The organism is Serratia sp. H402Y, assembly GCF_051172415.1.
Classification (GTDB): Bacteria; Pseudomonadota; Gammaproteobacteria; order Enterobacterales; family Enterobacteriaceae; genus Serratia; species Serratia ureilytica.
Genome location: NZ_JBPIYZ010000003.1, coordinates 171983 through 193161, shown reverse-complemented (window position 1 = coordinate 193161; position 21179 = coordinate 171983). Strand labels below are relative to the sequence as shown.

The 21179-nt window shown below is 61.7% G+C and carries 20 protein-coding genes; 16 read left to right on the top strand and 4 right to left on the bottom strand.

From position 1 onward, the window contains the following. The first annotated feature begins 90 nt into the window (after window positions 1–90). Window positions 91–1563, top strand: coding sequence for a PLP-dependent aminotransferase family protein (locus tag ACSBQS_RS17610; protein WP_197666804.1), 1473 nt, complete (start codon window positions 91–93; stop codon window positions 1561–1563). Window positions 1564–1585: 22 nt separating this feature from the next. On the opposite strand, the gene ACSBQS_RS17605 is transcribed toward ACSBQS_RS17610, so the two are convergent. Then, window positions 1586–3205, bottom strand: a complete 1620-nt coding sequence (locus ACSBQS_RS17605; protein WP_434991256.1) for an ABC-F family ATP-binding cassette domain-containing protein — start codon at window positions 3203–3205, stop codon at window positions 1586–1588. Window positions 3206–3629: 424 nt separating this feature from the next. Between ACSBQS_RS17605 and ACSBQS_RS17600 the strand changes: the two genes are divergently transcribed. Then, window positions 3630–5651: an FAD-dependent oxidoreductase gene (locus ACSBQS_RS17600; protein WP_434991255.1), complete on the top strand. Its 2022-nt coding sequence runs from the start codon at window positions 3630–3632 to the stop codon at window positions 5649–5651. A 184-nt stretch (window positions 5652–5835) separates the two neighbouring features. Here ACSBQS_RS17600 and rlmG read toward each other — a convergent pair whose 3' ends face one another. Continuing rightward, window positions 5836–6975, bottom strand: a complete 1140-nt coding sequence (gene rlmG / locus ACSBQS_RS17595) for a 23S rRNA (guanine(1835)-N(2))-methyltransferase RlmG (RefSeq protein WP_033651272.1) — start codon at window positions 6973–6975, stop codon at window positions 5836–5838. A 230-nt stretch (window positions 6976–7205) separates the two neighbouring features. Between rlmG and ACSBQS_RS17590 the strand changes: the two genes are divergently transcribed. The 7 genes from ACSBQS_RS17590 to sstT all read left to right on the top strand — a co-directional run bounded on the left by ACSBQS_RS17590 (window position 7206) and on the right by sstT (window position 12823). Next, on the top strand, window positions 7206–7496 hold the full coding sequence (locus tag ACSBQS_RS17590; RefSeq protein ID WP_016930174.1) for a type II toxin-antitoxin system RelE/ParE family toxin: 291 nt from the start codon (window positions 7206–7208) through the stop codon (window positions 7494–7496). Window positions 7497–7510: 14 nt separating this feature from the next. Then, a complete protein-coding gene (locus ACSBQS_RS17585; protein ID WP_015379150.1) occupies window positions 7511–7834 on the top strand; it encodes a HigA family addiction module antitoxin in 324 nt (107 codons plus the stop codon). After that, on the top strand, window positions 7827–8339 hold the full coding sequence (locus tag ACSBQS_RS17580; protein ID WP_042785417.1) for a M48 metallopeptidase family protein: 513 nt from the start codon (window positions 7827–7829) through the stop codon (window positions 8337–8339). The genes ACSBQS_RS17585 and ACSBQS_RS17580 overlap by 8 nt, the downstream gene beginning before the upstream one ends. A 50-nt stretch (window positions 8340–8389) precedes the next feature. Continuing rightward, complete coding sequence (locus ACSBQS_RS17575; protein ID WP_046897262.1) at window positions 8390–9370, top strand: Gfo/Idh/MocA family protein; 981 nt, start codon at window positions 8390–8392, stop codon at window positions 9368–9370. Between the two features lies 1 nt (window position 9371). Then, window positions 9372–10103 (top strand): glutamine amidotransferase, encoded by a 732-nt coding sequence (locus ACSBQS_RS17570; RefSeq protein ID WP_089195209.1) that lies wholly within the window; start codon window positions 9372–9374, stop codon window positions 10101–10103. A 252-nt stretch (window positions 10104–10355) separates the two neighbouring features. Beyond that, the gene (locus ACSBQS_RS17565; protein ID WP_025304345.1) at window positions 10356–11324 is read left to right on the top strand and encodes a TerC family protein; all 969 of its coding nucleotides are present in this window, start codon (window positions 10356–10358) and stop codon (window positions 11322–11324) included. Window positions 11325–11587: 263 nt separating this feature from the next. Further along, window positions 11588–12823: a serine/threonine transporter SstT gene (sstT, locus tag ACSBQS_RS17560; protein WP_047573594.1), complete on the top strand. Its 1236-nt coding sequence runs from the start codon at window positions 11588–11590 to the stop codon at window positions 12821–12823. 52 nt (window positions 12824–12875) lie between these two features. On the opposite strand, the gene ACSBQS_RS17555 is transcribed toward sstT, so the two are convergent. Further along, window positions 12876–14363, bottom strand: coding sequence for a UxaA family hydrolase (locus ACSBQS_RS17555; RefSeq protein ID WP_196018888.1), 1488 nt, complete (start codon window positions 14361–14363; stop codon window positions 12876–12878). A 20-nt stretch (window positions 14364–14383) separates the two neighbouring features. Beyond that, a complete protein-coding gene (gene uxaC, locus ACSBQS_RS17550) occupies window positions 14384–15796 on the bottom strand; it encodes a glucuronate isomerase (protein WP_420067218.1) in 1413 nt (470 codons plus the stop codon). Between the two features lie 284 nt (window positions 15797–16080). Between uxaC and ACSBQS_RS17545 the strand changes: the two genes are divergently transcribed. From ACSBQS_RS17545 to ACSBQS_RS17515, 7 genes are all read left to right on the top strand, one after another. Continuing rightward, a complete protein-coding gene (locus ACSBQS_RS17545; protein ID WP_025304349.1) occupies window positions 16081–17379 on the top strand; it encodes an MFS transporter in 1299 nt (432 codons plus the stop codon). Between the two features lie 118 nt (window positions 17380–17497). Continuing rightward, on the top strand, window positions 17498–18274 hold the full coding sequence (exuR, locus tag ACSBQS_RS17540; RefSeq protein WP_033636102.1) for a transcriptional regulator ExuR: 777 nt from the start codon (window positions 17498–17500) through the stop codon (window positions 18272–18274). A 186-nt stretch (window positions 18275–18460) separates the two neighbouring features. Next, entirely contained in the window at window positions 18461–18907 is a 447-nt protein-coding gene (locus tag ACSBQS_RS17535; RefSeq protein ID WP_033644524.1) for a hypothetical protein, read from the top strand. Between the two features lie 136 nt (window positions 18908–19043). Next, complete coding sequence (locus tag ACSBQS_RS17530; protein WP_033644523.1) at window positions 19044–19724, top strand: DedA family protein; 681 nt, start codon at window positions 19044–19046, stop codon at window positions 19722–19724. Next, window positions 19721–20095, top strand: coding sequence for an EnvZ/OmpR regulon moderator MzrA (mzrA, locus tag ACSBQS_RS17525; protein WP_071845111.1), 375 nt, complete (start codon window positions 19721–19723; stop codon window positions 20093–20095). The genes ACSBQS_RS17530 and mzrA overlap by 4 nt, the downstream gene beginning before the upstream one ends. Before the next feature lie 240 nt (window positions 20096–20335). After that, on the top strand, window positions 20336–20707 hold the full coding sequence (locus ACSBQS_RS17520) for a DUF1090 domain-containing protein (RefSeq protein WP_033644521.1): 372 nt from the start codon (window positions 20336–20338) through the stop codon (window positions 20705–20707). Window positions 20708–20871: 164 nt separating this feature from the next. After that, window positions 20872–21177 carry a DUF883 family protein gene (locus tag ACSBQS_RS17515; RefSeq protein ID WP_004937125.1) on the top strand — a complete coding sequence of 102 codons (306 nt, stop codon included), beginning with the start codon at window positions 20872–20874 and terminating at the stop codon, window positions 21175–21177. The last annotated feature ends 2 nt before the right edge of the window (window positions 21178–21179 follow it).

Genomic DNA, 21179 nt, shown 5'->3' with positions numbered 1-21179 from the left:
TTTCGTTCACATTCGTGAAACAATGCCGTTTATTTACACAGGATGTGGCCCTATAATCGAGTGCCAGTTACGAATAATTGAGGGATCCAATTGCGCTCATTGAGTGGTGATCTGTTGCTGCAGCGCCTCGGCGAACAGCCCGATGACAAGCTGCACAAGCGGCTTTACAACGCGATCCGCACCAGCATTCTCGACGGCAGCCTGCCGCCCTCCAGCCGCCTGCCCGCCTCACGCGATCTGGCGCAGGAGCTCAGCCTGTCCCGCAACACCGTGTTAACCGTTTATGAACAACTGCTGGCGGAAGGCTACGTGTCGGCGCGCGCCGGCAGCGGCACCTTCGTCGCCGACACGGTGCCGGACAGCTGCCTCTCCACCGGCGGCGCCCCGGCGGACGGCAGCGGGCAACCGCGGCGCGTCGAACTGTCGGAGCGCGGCGCCACGCTGCTGCACCACGCCAGCGCCAGCCCCAAACAGTGGGGGGCGTTCATTCCCGGCGTCCCCGACGTCAACGCCTTTCCTCATCAGCTGTTCAGCAAGATCCAGGCGCGCCTCAGCCGCCGCCCGACGCCACAGCGGCTGACCTACAGCAATCAGGGGGGCAGCCCGGAGCTGCAGCATGCACTGGTGGAGTATTTACGGGTGGCGCGCTCGGTGCGCTGTTCGCCGGAACAGATCCTGATCACCGAGGGCATCCATCAGGCGATCGATCTGGTGACGCGCATGTTGTGCAATCCGGGGGATGACGCCTGGATCGAAGAGCCGGGCTATTGGGGGATCCGCAATATCCTGCGCATCAATGCGCTGAACATCTGCCCGCTGGCGGTGGACGAAGCCGGGCTGGTGCCGCCGGAGCAGCCGACCAACCCGCCGCGGCTGATCTTCGTCACCCCGTCGCACCAGTATCCGCTCGGCTCGGTGATGAGCCTGGCGCGCCGCCAACGGCTGCTGGCGCTGGCGCGCAACGCCGGCGCTTGGATCGTCGAGGACGACTACGACAGCGAATTCCGCTTTTCCGGCCAACCGATCCCGGCGCTGCAAGGGCTGGAAGCCGACGCGCCGGTGATTTACATCGGCACCTTCAGCAAAACGCTCTACCCCGCGCTGCGCCTCGGCTATGTGGTGTTGCCGCCGCCGCTGGTGCAGGCGCTGAAAACCGCCCACGCCGAGCTCTATCGCGGCGGGCACCTGCTGATCCAGAGCGCGCTGGCGGAGTTTATTCAGGCGGGGCACTACACCGCGCATATCCGTCGCATGCGGTTGCTGTACGCCCGGCGGCGCGCCTTCCTGACCGGATTGATCGAACGGCACCTCGGCAAACAGGCACTCAGCGAGTTCAACAGCAACGCCGGATTGCACCTGATCCTCAACCTGCCGGACGAGGCCGACGACGTGGCGATCGCCGCCGCCGCCGGCGCGCAAGGGGTGCTGGTGCGGCCGCTGTCGCGCTACTACATGCTGCCCAATCGGCGGCGCGGCCTGCTGATGGGTTTTGCCTGCGTGCCGGAAGAGCAGATGGCCGCCGCCTTCACCCAGCTGCTGGCGTGCATCAACGCCCCGCACTAAGTCAGAGCGCCGCCCACCTGCCTCACCAGGCCTGAAGCCACCAGCCGTCCGCCTGTCGGTGCAGGCGGTGCGTTGGCCGCAGCGCCTGCAGGAAGTCTTCGTCGTGCGACACCACCATCATCGCGCCGGGGAAATCCGCCAGCGCGGTCTCAATCGCCAACGACGACGCCAGATCCAGGTGGTTGGTCGGCTCGTCGAGCAACAGCAGCTGCGCCGGTTGTCGCCGCCACAGCGCGCAGGCCAACGCCGCCTTGAGCCTTTCACCGCCGCTCAGCCAGCCCAGCGGCAACGCGATGCGATCCGCGCCAAGCTGCAACTGCGCCAGCCGGGTGCGCAACGCGCCTTCCACCAACGGCGAATCCTGTAGCCCCAGATGCTCCATCACCGACAGGCCCGGGTCGAGCTGCGACAGGGTTTGATCGAGGTAGGCGGTCGACAGCGGACAATGACAATGGCCGGAAAGCGCCGCCAGCCGGCCGAGAATAGTCTTCAGCAAAGTGGATTTGCCGCAGCCGTTGGGGCCGGTCAACGCCACGCGCATCGGGCCGTCGATACGCAGATCGAGCGGCGGCGCGCTGACGAACGGCAGCTGCAGCCGCTCGAGCACCAGCACCTGCTTGTTCGCGTTCACTTCGCTGCCCGGCAGCGCCAGCAACACCGGCGGTTCCTCTTCCACCCGCTGGTAGGCTTCGCGCACCGCCGCATCGAGGCTGTCGCGCCGATCCTGATGCTGTTTGCGCAGCGTGCCGAGGCTCTCCTTCGCCGCCGACTTGTAGGCCACCCGCTCGAAAGAGGCGATATTCAGCGTATCGACGACGCGCAGCGTTTGCGCCGAGCGCCGCTGGCTCATGTCGTGCTCTTTCTGTTGGCGGGCGCGGGTGCGGCGGCGCTCCTCGCGCGCATGCTCCAGATCGGCGCGCGCCGCCTGCTGCTCTGTATCGCGCTGGCGCCGGTAGTCATCATAGTTGCCGCCGTAGCTGCGCAGCGCGCCGGGCGTCAGTTCGACGATGCGCTCCATGTGCGCCAGCAGCTGCCGGTCATGGCTGGCGATCAGCAACCCGCCCCGCCACTGATCCAGCTGCTGATACAGCCAGGCGCGCCCGACGCTGTCGAGGTGGTTGGTCGGTTCGTCCAGCAGCAGAAAATCCGCTTCGCCGAGCAAGGCGCCGCACAGCGCCGCGCGCATCCGCTCGCCGCCGCTCAGCGAACTGGCGGATCGCAACGGATCGAAGGCCGGCAGCCCGGCGGCGGCGAAGGCGTTTTGCAGGCGATCGTGGAGATCCCATCGCCCTTCCAGACGATCGATATCGTCCGCCAGCGGCCGCCCCTGCTCGAGACGCGCCAGCGCGGCGAACGCCTCGCCATAGCCCAACAGCTGGGCCAGCGTGGTGTCCGCGGCGATCTCCGGTTGCTGTGCAACGTAAGCTACTGCGGCATGAGATTCGACGTGCCCGTTGCCCGGTTGATCCAGCCCGGCGATCAGGCGCAGCAGCTGGGTTTTGCCGACGCCGTTGCGCCCTACCAGGCCGCAGCGCTGCCGGTCGAAAGCAAGATCCAGCGGGCCGAACAGCGTTTCGCCGTCAGCAAATTGGCAGGTCAGTTGATGTAAAACGAAATAAGGGGACTGCGCTGAATGAGCCATAAGCACTCCTGAATGAGATCAAAACATCCCCACAGGGCGCGAGAGCGCACAGCGTGGGACACGATATCAACAGGTGTGGGTGTTCATTTTCGGTAATGGCTCCGCAGAGAGAAGGTATTTACAACGCGTAAAGGCTAACCGATCTTTTGTTCGTTATGCAAACAGAGTCTGAGATTCATGACATCTATCACATTCGGCGCAACGCAGATTCCCAAGCGGCGCGACAACGGCTAGATTTATCTCATCCGACCACTTGTGTTCACATAATAATAACAGATGCTCATCCCCAATCGCTTTCAACCTGCAGCTAGGCGGCAAGTTCGGGCGTTCCCAGGAGCTTACTCAAGTAAGTGACTGGGGCGAGCGAACGCAGGCAACAACGCTGCAGGTTGAAAGAGGCGGGGGATGAACGATGGAGAGTGCAATGAGCAATTACCCTCACCTGCTGGCGCCGCTGGATCTCGGCTTCACCACCCTGAAAAACCGGGTGCTGATGGGATCGATGCATACCGGCCTGGAAGAGCTGCCCGACGGCCCGCAGCGCCTGGCCGCGTTCTATGCCGAGCGCGCCGCCGCCGGCGTGGCGCTGATCGTCACCGGCGGCATTGCCCCGAACGAACAGGGCGTGGTGTTTCGCGGCGGTTCGATCCTCAACAGCGAGGAGCAATTGCCTCACCACCGCCCGGTGACTGAAGCCGTCCACCGGGCGGGCGGCAAAATTGCGCTGCAGATCCTGCACACCGGCCGCTACAGCTATCAACCCAAGCTGGTGGCCCCTTCCGCGCTGCAGGCGCCGATCAACCCGTTTACGCCGAGCGCGCTCAGCGCAGCGGAGATCGAGCAGACTATCGCCGACTTCGCCCGCTGCGCGGCGCTGGCGCAGCAGGCCGGCTATGACGGCGTTGAGGTGATGGGATCCGAGGGTTATCTGATCAACCAATTCTTGACGACGCGCACCAATCAGCGCGACGACCAATGGGGCGGCAGCTTCACCAACCGCATGCGCTTCGCCGTCGAAACCGTCAGGGCGGTACGCCAGGAGGTGGGCCCGGAATTCATTCTGATCTACCGGCTGTCGATGCTCGATCTGGTGGAAGACGGCTCCAGCTGGCAGGAGATCGAGCAGCTGGCGCTGGCGGTCGAACAGGCGGGCGCCACGATCATCAATACCGGCATCGGCTGGCACGAAGCGCGCATCCCGACCATCGCCACCATGGTGCCGCGCGCCGGATTCAGCTGGGTGACCCGCAAGCTGATGGGCAAGGTCAGCATCCCGCTGATCACCACCAACCGCATCAACGATCCGGCGGTGGCCGAGCAGGTGCTGGCGGACGGCTGCGCCGACATGGTGTCGATGGCGCGTCCGTTCCTCGCCGACGCCGCCTTTGTGCAGAAAGCCGCCGAGGGGCGCGCCGACGAGATCAATACCTGCATCGGTTGCAACCAGGCCTGCCTCGACCAGATCTTTGAAGGCAAGCTGACTTCCTGTCTGGTCAACCCGCGCGCCTGCCGTGAAACCGAAATGCCGCTGACGATGGCGGAAAAGCCGAAAAAACTGGCGGTGGTCGGCGCCGGCCCCGCCGGGCTGGCGTTTGCCACCACCGCCGCCAGCCGTGGTCATCAGGTGACGCTGTTCGACGCCGCCGAGCAGATCGGCGGCCAGTTCAACATCGCCAAGCAAATCCCCGGCAAGGAAGAATTCCATGAAACCCTGCGTTACTTCCGCCGTCAGCTGGCGCTGCGTGAAGTGACGGTCAAACTGGGCGTCAAGGTCGAGGCGGCGGATTTAAGCGAATTCGATGAGGTGATCCTCGCCTGCGGCATCGTGCCGCGCACCCCGGATATTCCCGGCATCGGGCACGCCAAGGTGCTGAGCTATCTGGATGTGCTGCGCGATAAAATACCGGTCGGCCAGCGGGTGGCGATCATCGGCGCCGGCGGCATCGGCTTCGACACCGCCGAGTACCTTAGCCAGCACGGCGTCTCCAGCAGCCTGGATCAGGCGGAATTTAACCGCGAATGGGGCATCGACGGCCGCCTTGAGCAACGCGGCGGGCTGGCGGCGCAAGGCCCGCAGGCACCGCGCGCCGCCCGGCAGATCTACCTGTTGCAGCGCAAAACCAGCAAGGTGGGCGAAGGCCTGGGGAAAACCACCGGTTGGATCCACCGCGCCAGCCTGGCGATGCGCGGCGTGAAGATGCTCAATAGCGTCAGCTATCGGCTGATCGACGATGAAGGGCTGCACATCACCCGCGCCGAGCAAGAGAGTTGCCTGCCGGTGGACACGGTGGTCATTTGCGCCGGGCAGGAACCGCGCCGCGAACTGCAGCAGCCGCTGCTGGCGATGGGGAAAACCGTGCATCTGATCGGCGGCGCCGACGTGGCCGCCGAGCTGGACGCCCGCCGCGCGATCGATCAGGGCACGCGGCTGGCGATGGCGCTGTAAAAAAGGGGCGCATCGCGCCCCTGATATTGATGACAAATCTCATCCCCATGCCGGGTTGGCAGAGAGCAGCGAATAGAAAACAAGGAAAATCAATTTATTGATTTTCGGCTGATAACCACAAAGGGGGAAAAACCACGCTTTTTCCCCCTTTGTCTACACGCATCGCGCCCCTTGTTATTCACGCTCAGCGACGCGCGCCGGATTTCACCGCTCTCAAGATCACGAACTTCTTGTTCGAGGCCACCAGGGTGCAGTTGCCGAACAGACGTTTGAGCTTCTGATGGTAGTCGAGGTGACGGTTGCCGACGATGCGCAGTTCGCCGCCCACTTGCAGGCAGCGCTTGGCGTCGCAGAACATCTGCCAGGCGGTGTGATCGGTAATGGCGTGTTGCTGGTGGAACGGCGGGTTGCACAGCACCGCCTGCACGCTTTCGCGCTCGATGCCCGCCAGCGCGTTGTTCACCTCAAACTGGCAACGGTCCAGCTCTTGCGGCAGGTTGTGCTCCACGTTCAGCTCGCTGGAGGCCACCGCCATGTAGGATTCATCGACGAAAGTCACCTGCGCGTCCGGATTCTGCGCCAGCGCCGTCAGGCCAATCACGCCGTTGCCGCAGCCCAGATCGACGATATGGCCATTCAGGCCGCGCGGCAGATGCTCCAGGAACAGGCGCGCGCCGATATCCAGGCTGCCGCGCGAGAAGACGTTGGCGTGGTTGTGGATCAGCCAATCGGTGCCGTCCAGCGTCCAGTTGGTGGTTTCCGCCGCCGCCGGCGGGACAATGTCCGCCGCCTGGCAGAAGATCAGGCGCGCCTTCTTCCACGCCAGGCTGGTGCGCGTCGGGCCCAGCACCTTTTCAAACAGCTGCATCGTCGAAGTATGCACGTCGCGCGCTTTGGCGCCGGCGACGATCAGCGTGTCTTCGGTCACGACGTGGCGCAGCGCGCGCAGCTGCTGTTCCAGCAGCGCCAGCGCTTTCGGCACGCGAATCAGCACCACCGCCGGCGCCGCCGGCAGCTCGGCCAGGCTGTCCAACAGCGTGACCTGCTCAGGATCCAGACCGTTGAGCTTGAGGTTGTGACGCGTCGCCAGCTGGCTCATGTACGAGTCGCTGACGCTGTAAGGACGATGCGCGTGCAGCGCACAGGCCAGGGTGCCGAAGTTATCGTTGAAAATCAGCACCGGGCGGCCACCGATATCTACGTTTTCAAGCTGTTGCAGCAGATATTCGTCCGCCGCTTCCCACGCCTGCAGTTGGGTGGATTCTTCCTGTTGGGGATAACGCTCCAGCTCAAGTTGCTGTGTTCCCAGATCGAGTTGGCTCATTGCCCCTCCTGACTGATAAAATTTGGGCTGTTTATCCCCTAAAAACGCCCGTCAGTAAAATGTTTTTTCGGATAAATTGCGTATTGCGCCGCGTATCTGAAAACCTGCGCCCCTTTTCTCCTTCAACAACATTAACCTTTCCCTCCCGAGCACCCATGCCGATGTTTTTTTAACCTGACGGGGTGTAACTTTAAATGTTACACTGCCAGTCCCTATGGAAGGGGGAAAGCATGATTAAATCTTTCCGCGATCGCTATCTGGAGCAGTTCTATCTGGAAGGCAGGCGCAGCCGTCTTATCCCCGGCGCGCTCGAGCGGCAGTTGGCCAGAAAGCTCGATATGTTAGCCGCCGCGCAGCAAGAGCGTGATTTGCATCACCCCACGGGTAACTATTACAAGCGGCTATCCGGGCCATTTCAGGGATGGTCGAGTCTGCGCGTCAATATGCACTGGCGGCTGATGTTCCAGTGGCGGCATGATGCCGCCGAAAAAATTTACCTCGATCCTCACCAAGATACCTGAACGAGGGGGAACCTATGTTGGAAACCACGACTCGCGAACCCACCACGGTGGGAGAAGTGCTGCAGGAAGAATATTTAACGCCGTTAGGCATCGGCCAAGAAGAACTGGCAAAGGTATTGGGCGTCACCCGCGCCACCGTCAATCGCCTGTGCAACGGGCATCGACGCATGAGCGTTGCCGAGGCCAATCTGTTTGCCGATCTGTTCGAAACGACCGCCGACTTTTGGCTAAACCTGCAGGCGGCACACGATCGCTGGGAAGCCAGACAGGCCGATGCGCAGCGTGTGCGGCTGCGGCCAATCAAAGAAATACTGGGACGCAATATCACTCATGCATGACATCGAACTCGCCTACCTGCAAGGCTACCCGGCGCATCTGCAAAGCCAGGTGCAGCAATTGATCCACCAGAACCGGCTGGGAGACGTGCTGCTGCAGCGCTATCCGCAGGTGCACGACTGCACCACCGACAAATCGCTGTATCAGTTTACCGTCGATCTGAAAAACCAGTATCTGCGCAACGCCCAGCCGCTGAGCAAGGTGGCCTACGACAGCAAGATCCACGTCATGAAGCACGCGCTGGGCCTGCACACCGCCATCTCCCGCGTGCAGGGCGGAAAGCTGAAAGCCAAGGCGGAAATTCGCGTGGCGACGGTGTTCAAGGTCGCGCCCGAACCGTTCCTGCGCATGATCGTGGTGCATGAGCTGGCGCACCTGAAAGAGAAAGATCACAACAAGGCGTTCTACAGCCTGTGTTGCCATATGGAGCCGGATTACCACCAGTTGGAGTTCGATACCCGGCTGTATCTGACGCACCTTTCGCTGTTCGGCGAGCTGTATGCATAGCGAATGAGGGCGTGATAATCTGCGGTTTTAAGCCTGGACCGGAGTTCGCCATGATTCGCTTTGCCGTCGTCGGCACCAACTGGATTACGGAACGTTTTATCGATGCCGCCCATGAAAGCGGCAAACTCAAGCTGAGCGCCGTGTATTCACGCTCCCTGGAACAGGCGCAGGCGTTTGGCGCCAACTATCAGGTCACGCAGTTTTTCGACTCGCTCGAGGCAATGGCCCAGTCCGATGCCATAGACGCGGTGTATATCGCCAGCCCCAACTCCCTGCACTGCCCGCAATCGCTGCTGTTCCTGCGCCATAAAAAGCACGTGATCTGTGAAAAACCGCTGGCCTCCAACCAGCGCGAAGCGGAACAGCTGGCGGCCTGCGCGCGGGAAAATCAGGTGGTGCTGTTCGAAGCGTTCAAAAGCGCCTATCTGCCGAATTTTCTGGCGCTGCAGCAGGCATTGCCGAAAGTCGGCCGGCTGCGCAAAGCCTTCATCAACTATTGCCAATACTCTTCGCGCTACCCGCGCTACCTGGCCGGCGAGAACCCCAACACGTTTAATCCGCAGTTCTCCAACGGCTCCATCATGGATATCGGCTACTACTGCCTGGCCAGCGCGGTGGCGCTGTTCGGCGCGCCGCAGTCGGTGCTCGCCAGCGCCACGCTGTTGGAGACCGGCGTGGACGCCCACGGCACCGTCTGCCTGAACTACGGCGATTTCGACGTCACGCTTTCCCATTCCAAGGTCAGCGACTCGGCGATCCCCAGCGAGATCCAGGGAGAGGAAGGCACGCTGATTATCGACAAGATTTCCGAGTGTCAGGGCGTGGCGCTGACGCCGCGCGGCGGCAACCGCCAAGATCTGAGCCAGCCGCAGCACATCAACACCATGCTGTATGAAGCGCTGGCCTTCGCCGAGCTGGTGGAAAATCACCGGGTGGAACATCCGGGGCTGGAGAATTCGCTGATCGTCGCCCGCCTGCTGACCGATATCCGCCGCCAGACCGGCGTCGTCTTCCCCGCCGACGGAGAATGAGATGAAACCGCTGCTCGTGATGCAAACCGGCGACGCGCCGCAGGCCATTCGTCAGGAATTGGCCAACTTTGATGGCATGTTCCTGCAACAGGGCAATATCGACGCCGAACGCGCGCACATCGTACACTTGCCCGCCGGCGAGCGGCCGTTGCCGCCGGCCGCCTATTGCGGCGTGGTCATCACCGGCTCGCCGGCGATGGTGACCGAACAGCTGCCGTGGAGCGAGGCGGCGGCCGAGTGGCTGCGCCAGGCGATGGCGCTCAAACTGCCGCTGTTCGGCGTCTGCTACGGCCACCAGCTGTTGGCCTACGCGCTCGGTGGCGAAGTGGGTTACCACCCGCAGGGCATGGAGGTGGGCACGCTGGAGATCGAACTGCTGCCCGCCGCGGCCGAAGACCGGCGGCTCACCCTGCTGCCGCCGCGCTTCAAAGCCAACCTGATCCACTCGCAGAGCGTGCTGACGCCGCCCGCCGGCGCGCAGACGCTGGCGCGTTCGCAGCAGGACGCGCACCAGATCCTGCGCTATGGCGATCATGCCCTGACCACCCAGTTCCACCCGGAATTCAACGGCGCGGTGATGAGCCAGTATCTGCAGTGGCTCGGCGAGCTGCATCCCGAGCAGCAGGCCCGCTATCAGCAGCAACAACAGCAGGTTAGCGACACGCCGTTCAGCCGCCTGCTGCTGCAGGGATTCGTCGTCAGCCTGGGCGCGCAAAAAGCGTTGGCCGGCTAACGCGATTCACGTTGACCGCCGACACATTTTGCATTACTTTCTGCTCTGCAAAGGGGAGTAACTTCATTGCCGGTCAATCGTCATTACGATGCGCAAGCATCCGGTTACCGGGCAACCTGATGTCAAAGGTGTAACCACCTTCATCAACGTTGTAAGTGAGACCTTGCCGGAAGGCGAGGTTTGCTTGCAGCGTTCACAGAGCGGCTGGCGTCTTCCGACGTTGGCCGTTTTTGTTTTTGAAGGATACCTCTGATGATGAATTCCGTTGGCACACCGTGGTTATGGGGCAGCTTCGCCGCCGTCATAGTCGTGATGCTCGCAATCGACCTCCTGTTGCAGGGCCGTAAAGGCGCGCACACCATGACCCTGAAGCAGGCCGCCAGTTGGTCGCTGGTGTGGGTCAGCCTCTCTCTGCTGTTCAATTTCGGTTTCTGGTACTACCTGAATGAAACCGCCGGGCGCGCCGTCGCCGATACCCAGGCGCTGGCCTTCCTGACCGGCTACCTGATCGAAAAAGCGCTGGCGGTGGATAACGTGTTCGTCTGGCTGATGCTGTTCAGCTACTTCGCCGTGCCGGCCAACCTGCAGCGGCGGGTGCTGATCTACGGCGTGTTGGGGGCGATCGTGCTGCGTACCATCATGATCTTCGCCGGCAGTTGGCTGGTCAGCCAGTTCCAGTGGCTGCTGTATCTGTTCGGCGCTTTCCTGCTGTTCACCGGTATCAAGATGGCGCTGGCGAAGGAAGACGACTCGGCAATCGGCGACAAGCCGCTGGTGAAATGGCTGCGCAGCCGCCTGCGCATGACCGACAGCCTGGAAGGCGAGCGTTTCTTCGTGCGCCGCAACGGCATCCTGTTCGCCACCCCGCTGGTGCTGGTGCTGATCCTGGTGGAACTGAGCGACGTGATTTTCGCGGTGGACAGCATCCCGGCGATTTTCGCCGTGACCACCGACCCGTTCATCGTGCTGACCTCTAACCTGTTCGCCATCATGGGCCTGCGCGCCATGTACTTCCTGCTGGCCAACGTGGCGGAACGTTTCTCGATGCTGAAATACGGCCTGTCGGTGATCCTGGTGTTTATCGGTATCAAGATGCTGATAATCGACTTCTTCCACATCCCGATCGGTATCTCGCTCGGCGTGGTGGCGGGCATCCTGACGCTCACCTTGCTGATCAACGCCTGGGTCAATCGCCGCAACGATCGCCTGGCGAAGAAATAACCATAATCTGTTATCCGGGGCGCTAGTCGCCCCGCGATTGTTTGGCAATTCCCCCAAAACGCCAAACGTTATTACGATCACACAAATGTAACCAGTATGTTATCAAGTGTTGATCCGCGCTCAGAATTTCACCCTCGCCTCTTTCCAACATCATTCGATTACTGAATACTGATTCGGCAAACACACTTAGTTACAGAATCATATAAAGCTGTCCGGCGTCGTTCCCGCCGCGGCGGCCAGATAACATCAGGAAGAGAAGCACTATGCAAAAACTACTACAAAAGATCACGCAGGGCAGCCTGGTCAAACAAATCATGGTCGGCCTGGTGGCCGGCATTCTGGTGGCGCTGGTTTCACCGGCGGCGGCAGCGGCGGTCGGCCTGCTCGGCACCCTGTTCGTCGGCGCGCTGAAAGCGGTAGCGCCACTGCTGGTGCTGATACTGGTGATGGCCTCGATCGCCAACCATAAACAGGGGCAGAAAACCAACATTCGCCCCATCCTGTTCCTCTATCTGCTGGGCACCTTCGCTGCGGCGCTGGTGGCGGTCGTCGTCAGCTTTATCTTCCCTTCCACGCTGGCGCTGACCACCGGCGCAACCGACATCACCCCGCCAGGCGGCATCGTGGACGTGATGAAGGGCCTGTTGATGAGTGTGGTGGCCAACCCGTTCCATGCGCTGATTAACGCCAACTACATCGGCATTCTGGCGTGGGCCGTCGGGCTGGGGCTGGCGCTGCGCCACGCTTCCGAAACCACCAAGGGGCTGATCAACGACATGTCCCATGCGGTCACGCTGGTGGTGCGCGCGGTGATCCGCTGTGCGCCGCTCGGCATCTTCGGCCTGGTGGCCTCCACGCTGGCGGAAACCGGCTTCGGCGCGCTGTGGGGCTATGCGCAACTGCTGATGGTGTTAATCGGCTGCATGCTGCTGGTAGCGCTGGTGCTCAATCCGCTGATCGTGTACTGGAAGATCCGCCGCAACCCGTATCCGCTGGTGTTCGCCTGCCTGCGCGAGAGCGGCGTGACCGCCTTCTTCACCCGCAGCTCCGCCGCCAACATCCCGGTGAACATGGAGCTGTGCAAAAAGCTGAATCTGAATGAGGACACCTACTCGGTTTCCATCCCGCTGGGCGCCACCATCAACATGGCCGGCGCGGCGATCACCATCACCGTGCTGACGCTGGCGGCGGTAAACACGCTGGGCATCGCGGTGGACGTCCCGACCGCCCTGCTGCTGAGCGTGGTGGCCGCCCTGTGCGCCTGCGGCGCCTCCGGCGTGGCCGGCGGCTCGCTGCTGCTGATCCCGCTGGCGTGCAACATGTTCGGCATTCCGAATGACGTGGCGATGCAGGTGGTGGCGGTCGGCTTTATCATCGGCGTGCTGCAGGATTCGGCGGAAACCGCCCTCAACTCCTCCACCGACGTGCTGTTCACCGCCGCCGCCTGCCAGGCGGAAGACCAGCGGCTGGCGAACGAAGACCCGCTGAAGGTGCGTTAATCGCGCGTTGCTTCATAAAAAGGCGCTCCCTCGAGCGCCTTTTTTGTCAGCTTTACAGCGTCACCCCGCTTTTAAAGATCGCCAGCTCGCGAAAGTCGTTGGTTTCATTACGAGCCGGACGCCCGTTGGCAATCTCGACAATCAGATCGATGAAGCGGCTGAGCAACGTCTCCATCGCCACGCCGTGAACCAGGCTGCCGGCGTCAAAATCGATCCAGTGCGGTTTCTTCGCCGCCAGCTCGCTGTTGGTCGCCAGCTTCACCGTCGGCACAAAGCCGCCGTACGGCGTACCGCGCCCGGTGCTGAACAGCACCATATGACAGCCGGCGCCGGCCAGCGCGCTGGTCGCCACCGCGTCGTTGCCCGGCGCGCTGAGCAGATTCAGCCCCGGCACGCGCAGCCGCTCGCCGTATTTCAGCACGTCCACCACCTGGCTTAGCCCCGCCTTTTGGGTGCAGCCAAGCGACTTCTCCTCCAGTGTGGTGATGCCGCCGGCCTTGTTGCCCGGCGACGGATTCTCATAAATCGGCTGCTGATGGGCGATGAAATAGCGTTTGAAATCGTTGATCATGTCGACGGTTTTGTCGAAGGTTCCTCCATCGCGGCAGCGGCTCATCAGAATGCGCTCGGCGCCGAACATCTCCGGCACTTCGGTCAGCACCGTGGTGCCGCCGTTGGCGATCGCATAGTCGGAAAAGCGCCCCAGCAGCGGGTTGGCGGTAATGCCCGACAGCCCGTCCGAACCGCCGCATTCCAGGCCGAACTTCAGCTCGCTCAGGCGGCCCGGCTCGCGGCGATCGTGGCGCATCTCCCGGTACAGCTCGTGCAACAGCGCCAGCCCGGCCTCCACTTCGTCGTCCTGCTGTTGGCACACCATAAAGCGCAGCCGCCGCTCGTCCCCTATCCCCAGCGTGGCGCGAAAGGCATCCACCTGATTGTTCTCGCAACCCAGCCCGATCACCAGCACCGCGCCGGCGTTGGGATGGCGCGCCAGGTTTTGCAGCATGATGCGGGTGTTGGCATGATCCTGCCCCAGCTGCGAGCAGCCGAACGGGTGGCTGAACAGATGCACGCCGTCGATCCCGTCCGCCTGTGTTTGCTGCAAAAAGCGCTGCTGGATCTGGCGAGCGATACCGTTGACGCAGCCGACGGTCGGCACGATCCACAGCTCGTTGCGGATCCCCACTTCGCCGTTGGCCCGGCGGTACAGCTGCACCTCGCGATCCGCCGCCTGCGGCGGCAGCGTCGGGAACTGCGGCTGGTAACGGTAGCTGTCCAGATCGCTCAGGTTGGTTTTGACGTTTTGCGAATGAATATGCTCCCCAGGCGCAATGGCCGCGAGCGCATGGCCGATCGGCTGGCCATATTTGATGATGTCTTCACCCTCGGCGATCGGGCCGAGCGCAAATTTATGCCCACGCGCCACCGGCTGCGCCAGTTTGACGACCGCGCCTTCCAGCTCAACGCGCTCTCCGGCAGCCAGATCGCGCAGCGCCACCGCCACGTTATCCTGCTCGTGAATCTTTATCGTACTTTGCATAAACCGGTCCCGGATAACGGCTACGCCAGTTCAATGGCGAAATAGTTTTTGGCGTTGTCGAAGCAGATGTTTTTCACCATCTCGCCCAGCAGCGCGATATCCGCCGGCGCTTCGCCGTCCGCCACCCAGCGGCCGATCATCTGGCAAAGGATGCGGCGGAAGTATTCATGGCGCGTATAAGACAAGAAGCTGCGGCTGTCGGTCAGCATGCCGACGAAGCGGCTCAGCAGCCCGAGCTGGGCCAGCTGCGTCATTTGGCGCTGCATGCCGTCCTTCTGATCGTTGAACCACCAACCGGAGCCGAACTGCATCTTGCCCGGCGTGCCTTCCCCCTGAAAATTGCCGATCATGGTGCCGATCACTTCGTTATCCCGCGGATTGAGGCAATAGAGAATGGTTTTCGGCAGACCGCCCTGCCGCGCCTGAGCATCCAGCAGCCGCGACAGCGGTTCCGCCAGCGGCCGGTCGTTGATCGAGTCGAAGCCGATATCCGGCCCGACGGCGGCCAACATGCGGCTGTTGTTATTGCGCAGCGCGCCGATGTGATACTGCTGCACCCAGCCGCGACGCCGGTATTCGCCGGCCAAAAACAGCAGCACCGCGCTTTTGAACTGGGCGCTCTGTTCCTGCGTCGGCAGCTCGCCGTTCAGGCGGCGCAGCAGGATCGCATCCAGCGCCGCTTCATCGGCCTCGCCGAACACCACCACGTCCAGCGCATGATCGGCCACCTTGCAGCCGTGGGCGGCAAAGTGATCCATGCGCTTGTACAGGGCGTCGCACAGCGCGCTAAAGCGGCCGATGGCGGTGTCCGCCGCCGCCTCCAGCTGCTGCAGATAGTCGTTGAAGCCGGGCGCATCGATGGTGAAAGCCTTGTCCGGCCGCCAGCTCGGCAGCACTTTGATAGCGAAACTGCGATCGTCGGCGATCGCCCGATGATGACGCAGATCGTCTATCGGATCGTCGGTGGTGCCGACCATTTTCACGTTCATTTGCTGCATGATGCCGCGCGCGCGAAACGCATCCTGCGCCAGCAGCGCATTGCCGCGCTGCCAGATTTCATCCGCCGTGGCCGGCGACAACAGCATATCCGTGATGCCGAACGGGCGGCGCAGCTCCAGATGCGTCCAGTGATAGAGCGGGTTGCCGATGGTGTGCGGCACCGTGGCGGCCCAGGCGTCGAATTTCTCGCGATCGCCCGCATCGCCGGTGCATAACCGCTCCGCCACGCCGTTGGTGCGCATCGCCCGCCATTTGTAGTGATCGCCCCGCAGCCAGATATCGTACAGGTTGCTGAAGCGGGTATTCTCCGCGATCTGCTGCGGCGGCAAATGGCAGTGGTAATCGAAAATCGGCTGCTGCGCCGCGTAGTCGTGATACAAGCGCCGGGCAAATTCGCTGTCCAGCAGGAAATCTTCGCTCAAAAACGTCGCCATCTCGGGCTCCTTACTTGCCGTGCGGCACGGGGTTCGAATCACAAAAGTTATCACACCAATTTTTGCTAGCGTCCAGCAAATTTTTCCCGAGGCCTGCCGTTCATCCTCTCTCCACGCCCTTTTTCGCTCAATTTACCGGCAAAAATGCCCTGTTTCACCGGCCACAGTATCACTCAGGCGAATAATTCCTTTTGTGATATCACTCAACTTTTAAACCTGTATGACAGGTTATTGTCTCGCCAGCCGCATCGACGGCCACACCTTCAAACGGGGAGACACTTCGGATGCGTAAAATTAAAGGGTTACGCTGGTACATGATCGGACTGGTGACCATCGGCACCGTGCTGGGTTACCTGACCCGCAACGCCATCGCCGTGGCGGCGCCGACGCTGGAAGATACGCTGCACATCACCACCCAACAGTATTCCTATATCGTCGCCGCCTACTCCGCGTGCTACACCGTGATGCAACCGGTGGCGGGCTACGTGCTGGACGTGCTGGGCACCAAGGTCGGCTACGCCATGTTCGCCATTCTGTGGGCGCTGTTCTGCATGGGCACCGCGTTGGCCAACAGTTGGGGCGGGCTGGCGTTGGCGCGCGGCGCGGTCGGCATGGCGGAAGCGGCGATGATCCCCGCCGGGCTGAAAGCCAGCAGCGAATGGTTTCCGGCCAAAGAGCGTTCGATCGCCGTCGGCTATTTCAACGTGGGCTCGTCGATCGGCGGCATGATCGCCCCGCCGCTGGTGGTATGGGCCATCGTCGCGCACAGCTGGGAGATGGCGTTCATCATCACCGGCGTGCTGAGCCTGATCTGGGCCATCTGCTGGCTGCTGTTCTACAAACACCCGAAAGATCAGAAGAAACTGAGCCAGGAAGAACGCCGTTACATCCTCGAAGGCCAGGAAGCGCAGCACCAGACCTCTAACGCCAAAAAGATGTCCGCCTGGCAGATCGTGCGCAACCGCCAGTTCTGGGGCATCGCGCTGCCGCGCTTTCTGGCGGAGCCGGCGTGGGGCACCTTCAACGCCTGGATCCCGCTGTTCATGTTCAAGGCCTACGGTTTTAACCTGAAAGAGATCGCCATGTTCGCCTGGATGCCGATGCTGTTCGCCGATCTCGGCTGCATCGTCGGCGGTTATCTGCCGCCGCTGTTCCAGAAGTATTTCAAGGTCAACCTGATCGTCTCGCGCAAGCTGGTGGTGACGATGGGTGCGGTGTTGATGATCGGCCCCGGCATGATCGGCCTGTTCACCAGCCCTTACGCGGCTATCGCGCTGCTGTGCGTCGGCGGCTTCGCCCATCAGGCGCTGTCCGGCGCGTTGATCACCCTCTCTTCCGACGTGTTCGGCCGCAATGAGGTGGCGACCGCCAACGGGCTGACCGGTATGGCGGCCTGGACCGCCAGCACGCTGTTCGCCCTGGTGGTCGGCGCCCTGGCAGACACCCTCGGCTTCAGTCCGCTGTTCGCCGCGCTGTCGGTCTTCGACATTCTCGGCGCCATCGTCATCTGGACGGTGCTGCAAAACCGCCCGGCCGCCGAACCGCAGCCGGCCGCGCTACAGCCCACCCCGGCGCGCAGCTGATCCCCCGCCCGGCCGCTGCGCCGGGCCCCTTGCTCCTCTGGCAGCGGTGCCGAATAAGTGGTATAACAAATCCGATGGCCACGCGCCCCTTCCCACCGCACCGTATAGAGCATTCACTATGGAATTCACTGAAACCAGACGCCTGTATCAGCAACTGGCCGCCGAGCTGAAGCAACGCATCGAAAGCGGCCGTTACCCGGTAGGCGACAAGCTGCCGGCCGAGCGATACATCGCCGAAGAGATGAATGTCAGCCGCACCGTGGTGCGCGAGGCGATCATCATGCTGGAAGTGGAAGGCTATGTGGACGTGCGCAAGGGATCCGGGATCCACGTGGTGTCCAACCAGCAAAAGCACCTGGTGGTGCCGGGCGACAGCATCGAGTTCGCCACCGCCGGCCCGTTTGAGCTGCTGCAGGCGCGCCAGCTGATAGAAAGCAACATCGCCGAATTCGCCGCCACCCAGGTGACCAAGCAGGATATCGTGCAACTGATGGAGATCCAGGAGCACGCCCGCAAAGAAGATCGTTTCCGCGACTCGCAGTGGGATCTGAAGTTCCACGTGCAGGTGGCGCTGGCCACCCAGAACACCGCCATGGCCACCATCGTGGAAAAAATGTGGGTGCAGCGGGTCAACAACCCTTACTGGAAGAAACTGCACGAGCATATCGACGAACGCTCGATCGCCAGCTGGTGCGACGATCACGATCAGATCCTCAAGGCGCTGATGCGCAAAGATCCTTACGCCGCCAAACTGGCGATGTGGCAGCACCTGGAGAACACCAAGCAGATGCTGTTCAACGCCACCAGCGACGACTTCGAATACAACGCCGACCGCTATCTGTTCGCCGAGAACCCGGTGGTGCACCTGGACGGCGTGAGCCACGAGCCGAAATAGCCACGGCGGTCAAAAACCGTCGGCTTATGTCAGGTAATGTAAAATCCGCTGAATCGATGCCGGAACCGCCGTTTGCCGTGTACTATTTCACCGTCGGCAACGTAGATTTCCCTGTTGCCAATCGTGCTATTTTGGTAGAGTTAGCCCACTTTTTTACCCATTGCTGCGGGGGCGGGACGCGAATAAATGCGCTGGTTGTTTGCCATGCTGATTGCTCTTTTCTGCTGGACCGGTTCGGTCTCCGGCCAACAGCTATGCGTGGCGTCATCCAAGCCCACCCCCAGCGCGCTGAGCAGCCTGCCACTGCTGGCGGAGCCGGCGCTTTCCCCCTATGATCATGTGTATCGGGCACCGGCCGAAGCGCGCCGCAAAGCGCCCGGCAAGTTGCCGCTGCTGCTGCCCAGAGCGTACTCTTTCCCCGGTTCGCTGCTCGCGTCCTCCCTGCCGGCGCCGGTCTATACCCTGGCCGCAGAGCCGGGCTACCGAATTCGTTTCCCCCGCCAGGACACCCCGGCCCCCAACCGGCTTGCCCAGGTCGACTGGATGCTGGATGCCTCCAGGCAACAAAGTCGGCAGGCCGGCTGGAAAGAAAGCAACATGCAGTACCGTGGCACGCTGACTTACCACCTATGACCGGTGTCGCACCGCTTAGAAACCTTAAAGCAACGCCGTTTCATCGTTATCAGCATTCAGGATCGCCGCGCGCTTTCAGCCCACGCCCGCTCCGCCGCTGAGATAAAAATAAACAATGACGTTTTAGGAACACCGGATGGACATCATTAAAGAACTGATACATGCCTTATGGCAGCAGGATTTTGAGACGCTGGCGAACCCTTCGTTGGTGTGGACCCTCTACATCCTGCTGTTCATGATCCTGTTTTTGGAAAACGGCCTGCTGCCGGCCGCTTTTCTGCCGGGCGACAGCCTGCTGATCCTGGTCGGCGTGCTGATCGCCAAAGGCACCATGGGCTTCCCATTGACCATCGTTATCCTGACCGTCGCCGCCAGCCTGGGGTGCTGGGTCAGTTACATACAGGGCCGATGGCTCGGCAATACGCGAACGGTGCAAGGCTGGCTTTCGCATCTGCCGGCCCACTACCATCAGCGAGCGCATAACCTGTTCCACCGCCACGGCCTTTCCGCCCTGTTGGTCGGCCGCTTCCTGGCCTTCGTGCGCACCCTGCTGCCAACCATCGCCGGCCTGTCCGGCCTGAGCAACGCACGCTTCCAGTTCTTCAACTGGATGAGCGGCCTGCTGTGGGTCTTGATCCTGACGACGCTGGGCTTCGCCCTCGGAAAAACCCCAGTGTTCCGCAAGTATGAAGACCAGCTGATGTTCTGCCTGATGATGTTGCCGCTGGTGTTGCTGGTGGTCGGCCTGGTCGGCTCGCTGATCGTGCTGTGGCGCAAGAAACGCGCCAGCGGCCAGAACCCGGGGAAAGGGGCGTGACAGCAAAGCGCCCGCGCTGGCAATACGTCCTGATGATCGCGCTCGCCCTGCTGGCGCTGGCGACGCTGTTGGTGCCCTGCATGGTGCGCACCGAGAGCGAGCTGCGCATTCGCGCCAGCCAGCAAGGGCTGTCGCTGCCCGACGGTTTTTATGTCTACCAGCGCCTGGATGAGCGCGGTATCCGCATCAAAAGCATCACGCCGGAAGGCGATGGCTTGGTTATCCGTCTGGATTCGCCGGAGCAGCAGTTGCTGGCGCGCGAAGCGCTGCAAACCATCCTGCCTCCCGGTTATCACATCGCGCTGAGCGAATCTCCCGTGCCAACGCATTGGGTGCGCGAATTTGCGCGCTCCCCACTCAATCTGGGATAATCCCCTTCAAATGAAGGGGATTCCTTTCATTGCCGTTATCTTCATTTTCATTCGCATCATTTAGCTCAAAAAACAATCAGTCGCGCCGAATTTCGGCTGATTCTTTGGGGGCGTGCCGGTTTCATGGCTATGCTGAAGGATAACTTCAGCCGGCGATGAACGCCCTCCTCTCGCGCTGCCGCCTCCGGCAGTCAGGAAAGCGGATGCCTGTTCAGGCATCCCATGAAAAGGAACTGAGAAATGAAATTTCGCCACTCACTGTTACTGCTGCTGCCACTCTGCGCGCTGCCGACGCTGTCCTCGGCCGCTGAGGGCGGCTGCGCCGCCAAAGCGCAAAATATCCAGCAGCAAATCGACTACGCGACTCAGCACGGCAACACCCACCGCGTGGATGGGCTGAAAAAAGCGCTGAGCGAAGTGCAGACCCACTGCACTGAAGCCGGCCTGCAGGCCGAACGCCAGAAAAATATCGCAGAGAAACAGCGCAAGGTGGACGAGCGCCGGGAAGAGCTGAAAGAAGCGCAACAAACCGGCAAGCTGGACAAGGTCGCCAAGAAGCAGCAAAAGCTGGCCGAAGCGCAGGCTGAATTGAAACGCGCCCAGGCGGAATAATTTTTTTACACCAGCGGATTTATCGATGAGAGCCCCATCACACGGGATTTCTTAAGCATATGGAATTGATGTCTGGTGTTATCTGCTGGTCATCACCCCTTTGCTCCGGCGAAAAAATCCGCTATGTTAAAAGTCTGTCGAAATAAACGTTAAGGAATAATCACATGGCACATGATTCAAATGCAGAAAACTTACGCGCTGAACTGAAGTCCTTAGCCGATACGCTGGAGGAAGTGCTGAACTCCTCCACCGACAAGCCGAAAGCCGAGCTGGAGAAGCTGCGCTCGAAGGCGGAAGGCGCGCTGAAAGAGACTCGCGCTCGCCTGAGCGACGCCGGTGACAAGCTGGCTTCGCAAACCAAACAGATCGCCGGCCAGGCCGACGACTATGTGCGCGACAACCCGTGGACCGGCATCGGTATCGGCGCGGCGGTCGGCGTGGTGTTGGGCGTGCTGCTCGCGCGTCGTTAATC

Bases quoted from the DNA above. Each gene is read 5' to 3' on its own strand.
- ACSBQS_RS17535 (WP_033644524.1), top strand. From the start codon at position 18,461: ATGCGCTGGTTGTTTGCCATGCTGATTGCTCTTTTCTGCTGGACCGGT.
- rlmG (WP_033651272.1), bottom strand. From the start codon at position 6,975: ATGAGCCAACTCGATCTGGGAACACAGCAACTTGAGCTGGAGCGTTAT.
- ACSBQS_RS17590 (WP_016930174.1), top strand. From the start codon at position 7,206: ATGATTAAATCTTTCCGCGATCGCTATCTGGAGCAGTTCTATCTGGAA.
- ACSBQS_RS17580 (WP_042785417.1), top strand. From the start codon at position 7,827: ATGCATGACATCGAACTCGCCTACCTGCAAGGCTACCCGGCGCATCTG.
- ACSBQS_RS17555 (WP_196018888.1), bottom strand. From the start codon at position 14,363: ATGCAAAGTACGATAAAGATTCACGAGCAGGATAACGTGGCGGTGGCG.
- uxaC (WP_420067218.1), bottom strand. From the start codon at position 15,796: ATGGCGACGTTTTTGAGCGAAGATTTCCTGCTGGACAGCGAATTTGCC.
- ACSBQS_RS17585 (WP_015379150.1), top strand. From the start codon at position 7,511: ATGTTGGAAACCACGACTCGCGAACCCACCACGGTGGGAGAAGTGCTG.
- ACSBQS_RS17600 (WP_434991255.1), top strand. From the start codon at position 3,630: ATGAGCAATTACCCTCACCTGCTGGCGCCGCTGGATCTCGGCTTCACC.
- ACSBQS_RS17575 (WP_046897262.1), top strand. From the start codon at position 8,390: ATGATTCGCTTTGCCGTCGTCGGCACCAACTGGATTACGGAACGTTTT.
- ACSBQS_RS17545 (WP_025304349.1), top strand. From the start codon at position 16,081: ATGCGTAAAATTAAAGGGTTACGCTGGTACATGATCGGACTGGTGACC.
- ACSBQS_RS17520 (WP_033644521.1), top strand. From the start codon at position 20,336: ATGAAATTTCGCCACTCACTGTTACTGCTGCTGCCACTCTGCGCGCTG.
- ACSBQS_RS17515 (WP_004937125.1), top strand. From the start codon at position 20,872: ATGGCACATGATTCAAATGCAGAAAACTTACGCGCTGAACTGAAGTCC.
- ACSBQS_RS17530 (WP_033644523.1), top strand. From the start codon at position 19,044: ATGGACATCATTAAAGAACTGATACATGCCTTATGGCAGCAGGATTTT.
- sstT (WP_047573594.1), top strand. From the start codon at position 11,588: ATGCAAAAACTACTACAAAAGATCACGCAGGGCAGCCTGGTCAAACAA.
- ACSBQS_RS17605 (WP_434991256.1), bottom strand. From the start codon at position 3,205: ATGGCTCATTCAGCGCAGTCCCCTTATTTCGTTTTACATCAACTGACC.
- ACSBQS_RS17565 (WP_025304345.1), top strand. From the start codon at position 10,356: ATGATGAATTCCGTTGGCACACCGTGGTTATGGGGCAGCTTCGCCGCC.
- exuR (WP_033636102.1), top strand. From the start codon at position 17,498: ATGGAATTCACTGAAACCAGACGCCTGTATCAGCAACTGGCCGCCGAG.
- ACSBQS_RS17570 (WP_089195209.1), top strand. From the start codon at position 9,372: ATGAAACCGCTGCTCGTGATGCAAACCGGCGACGCGCCGCAGGCCATT.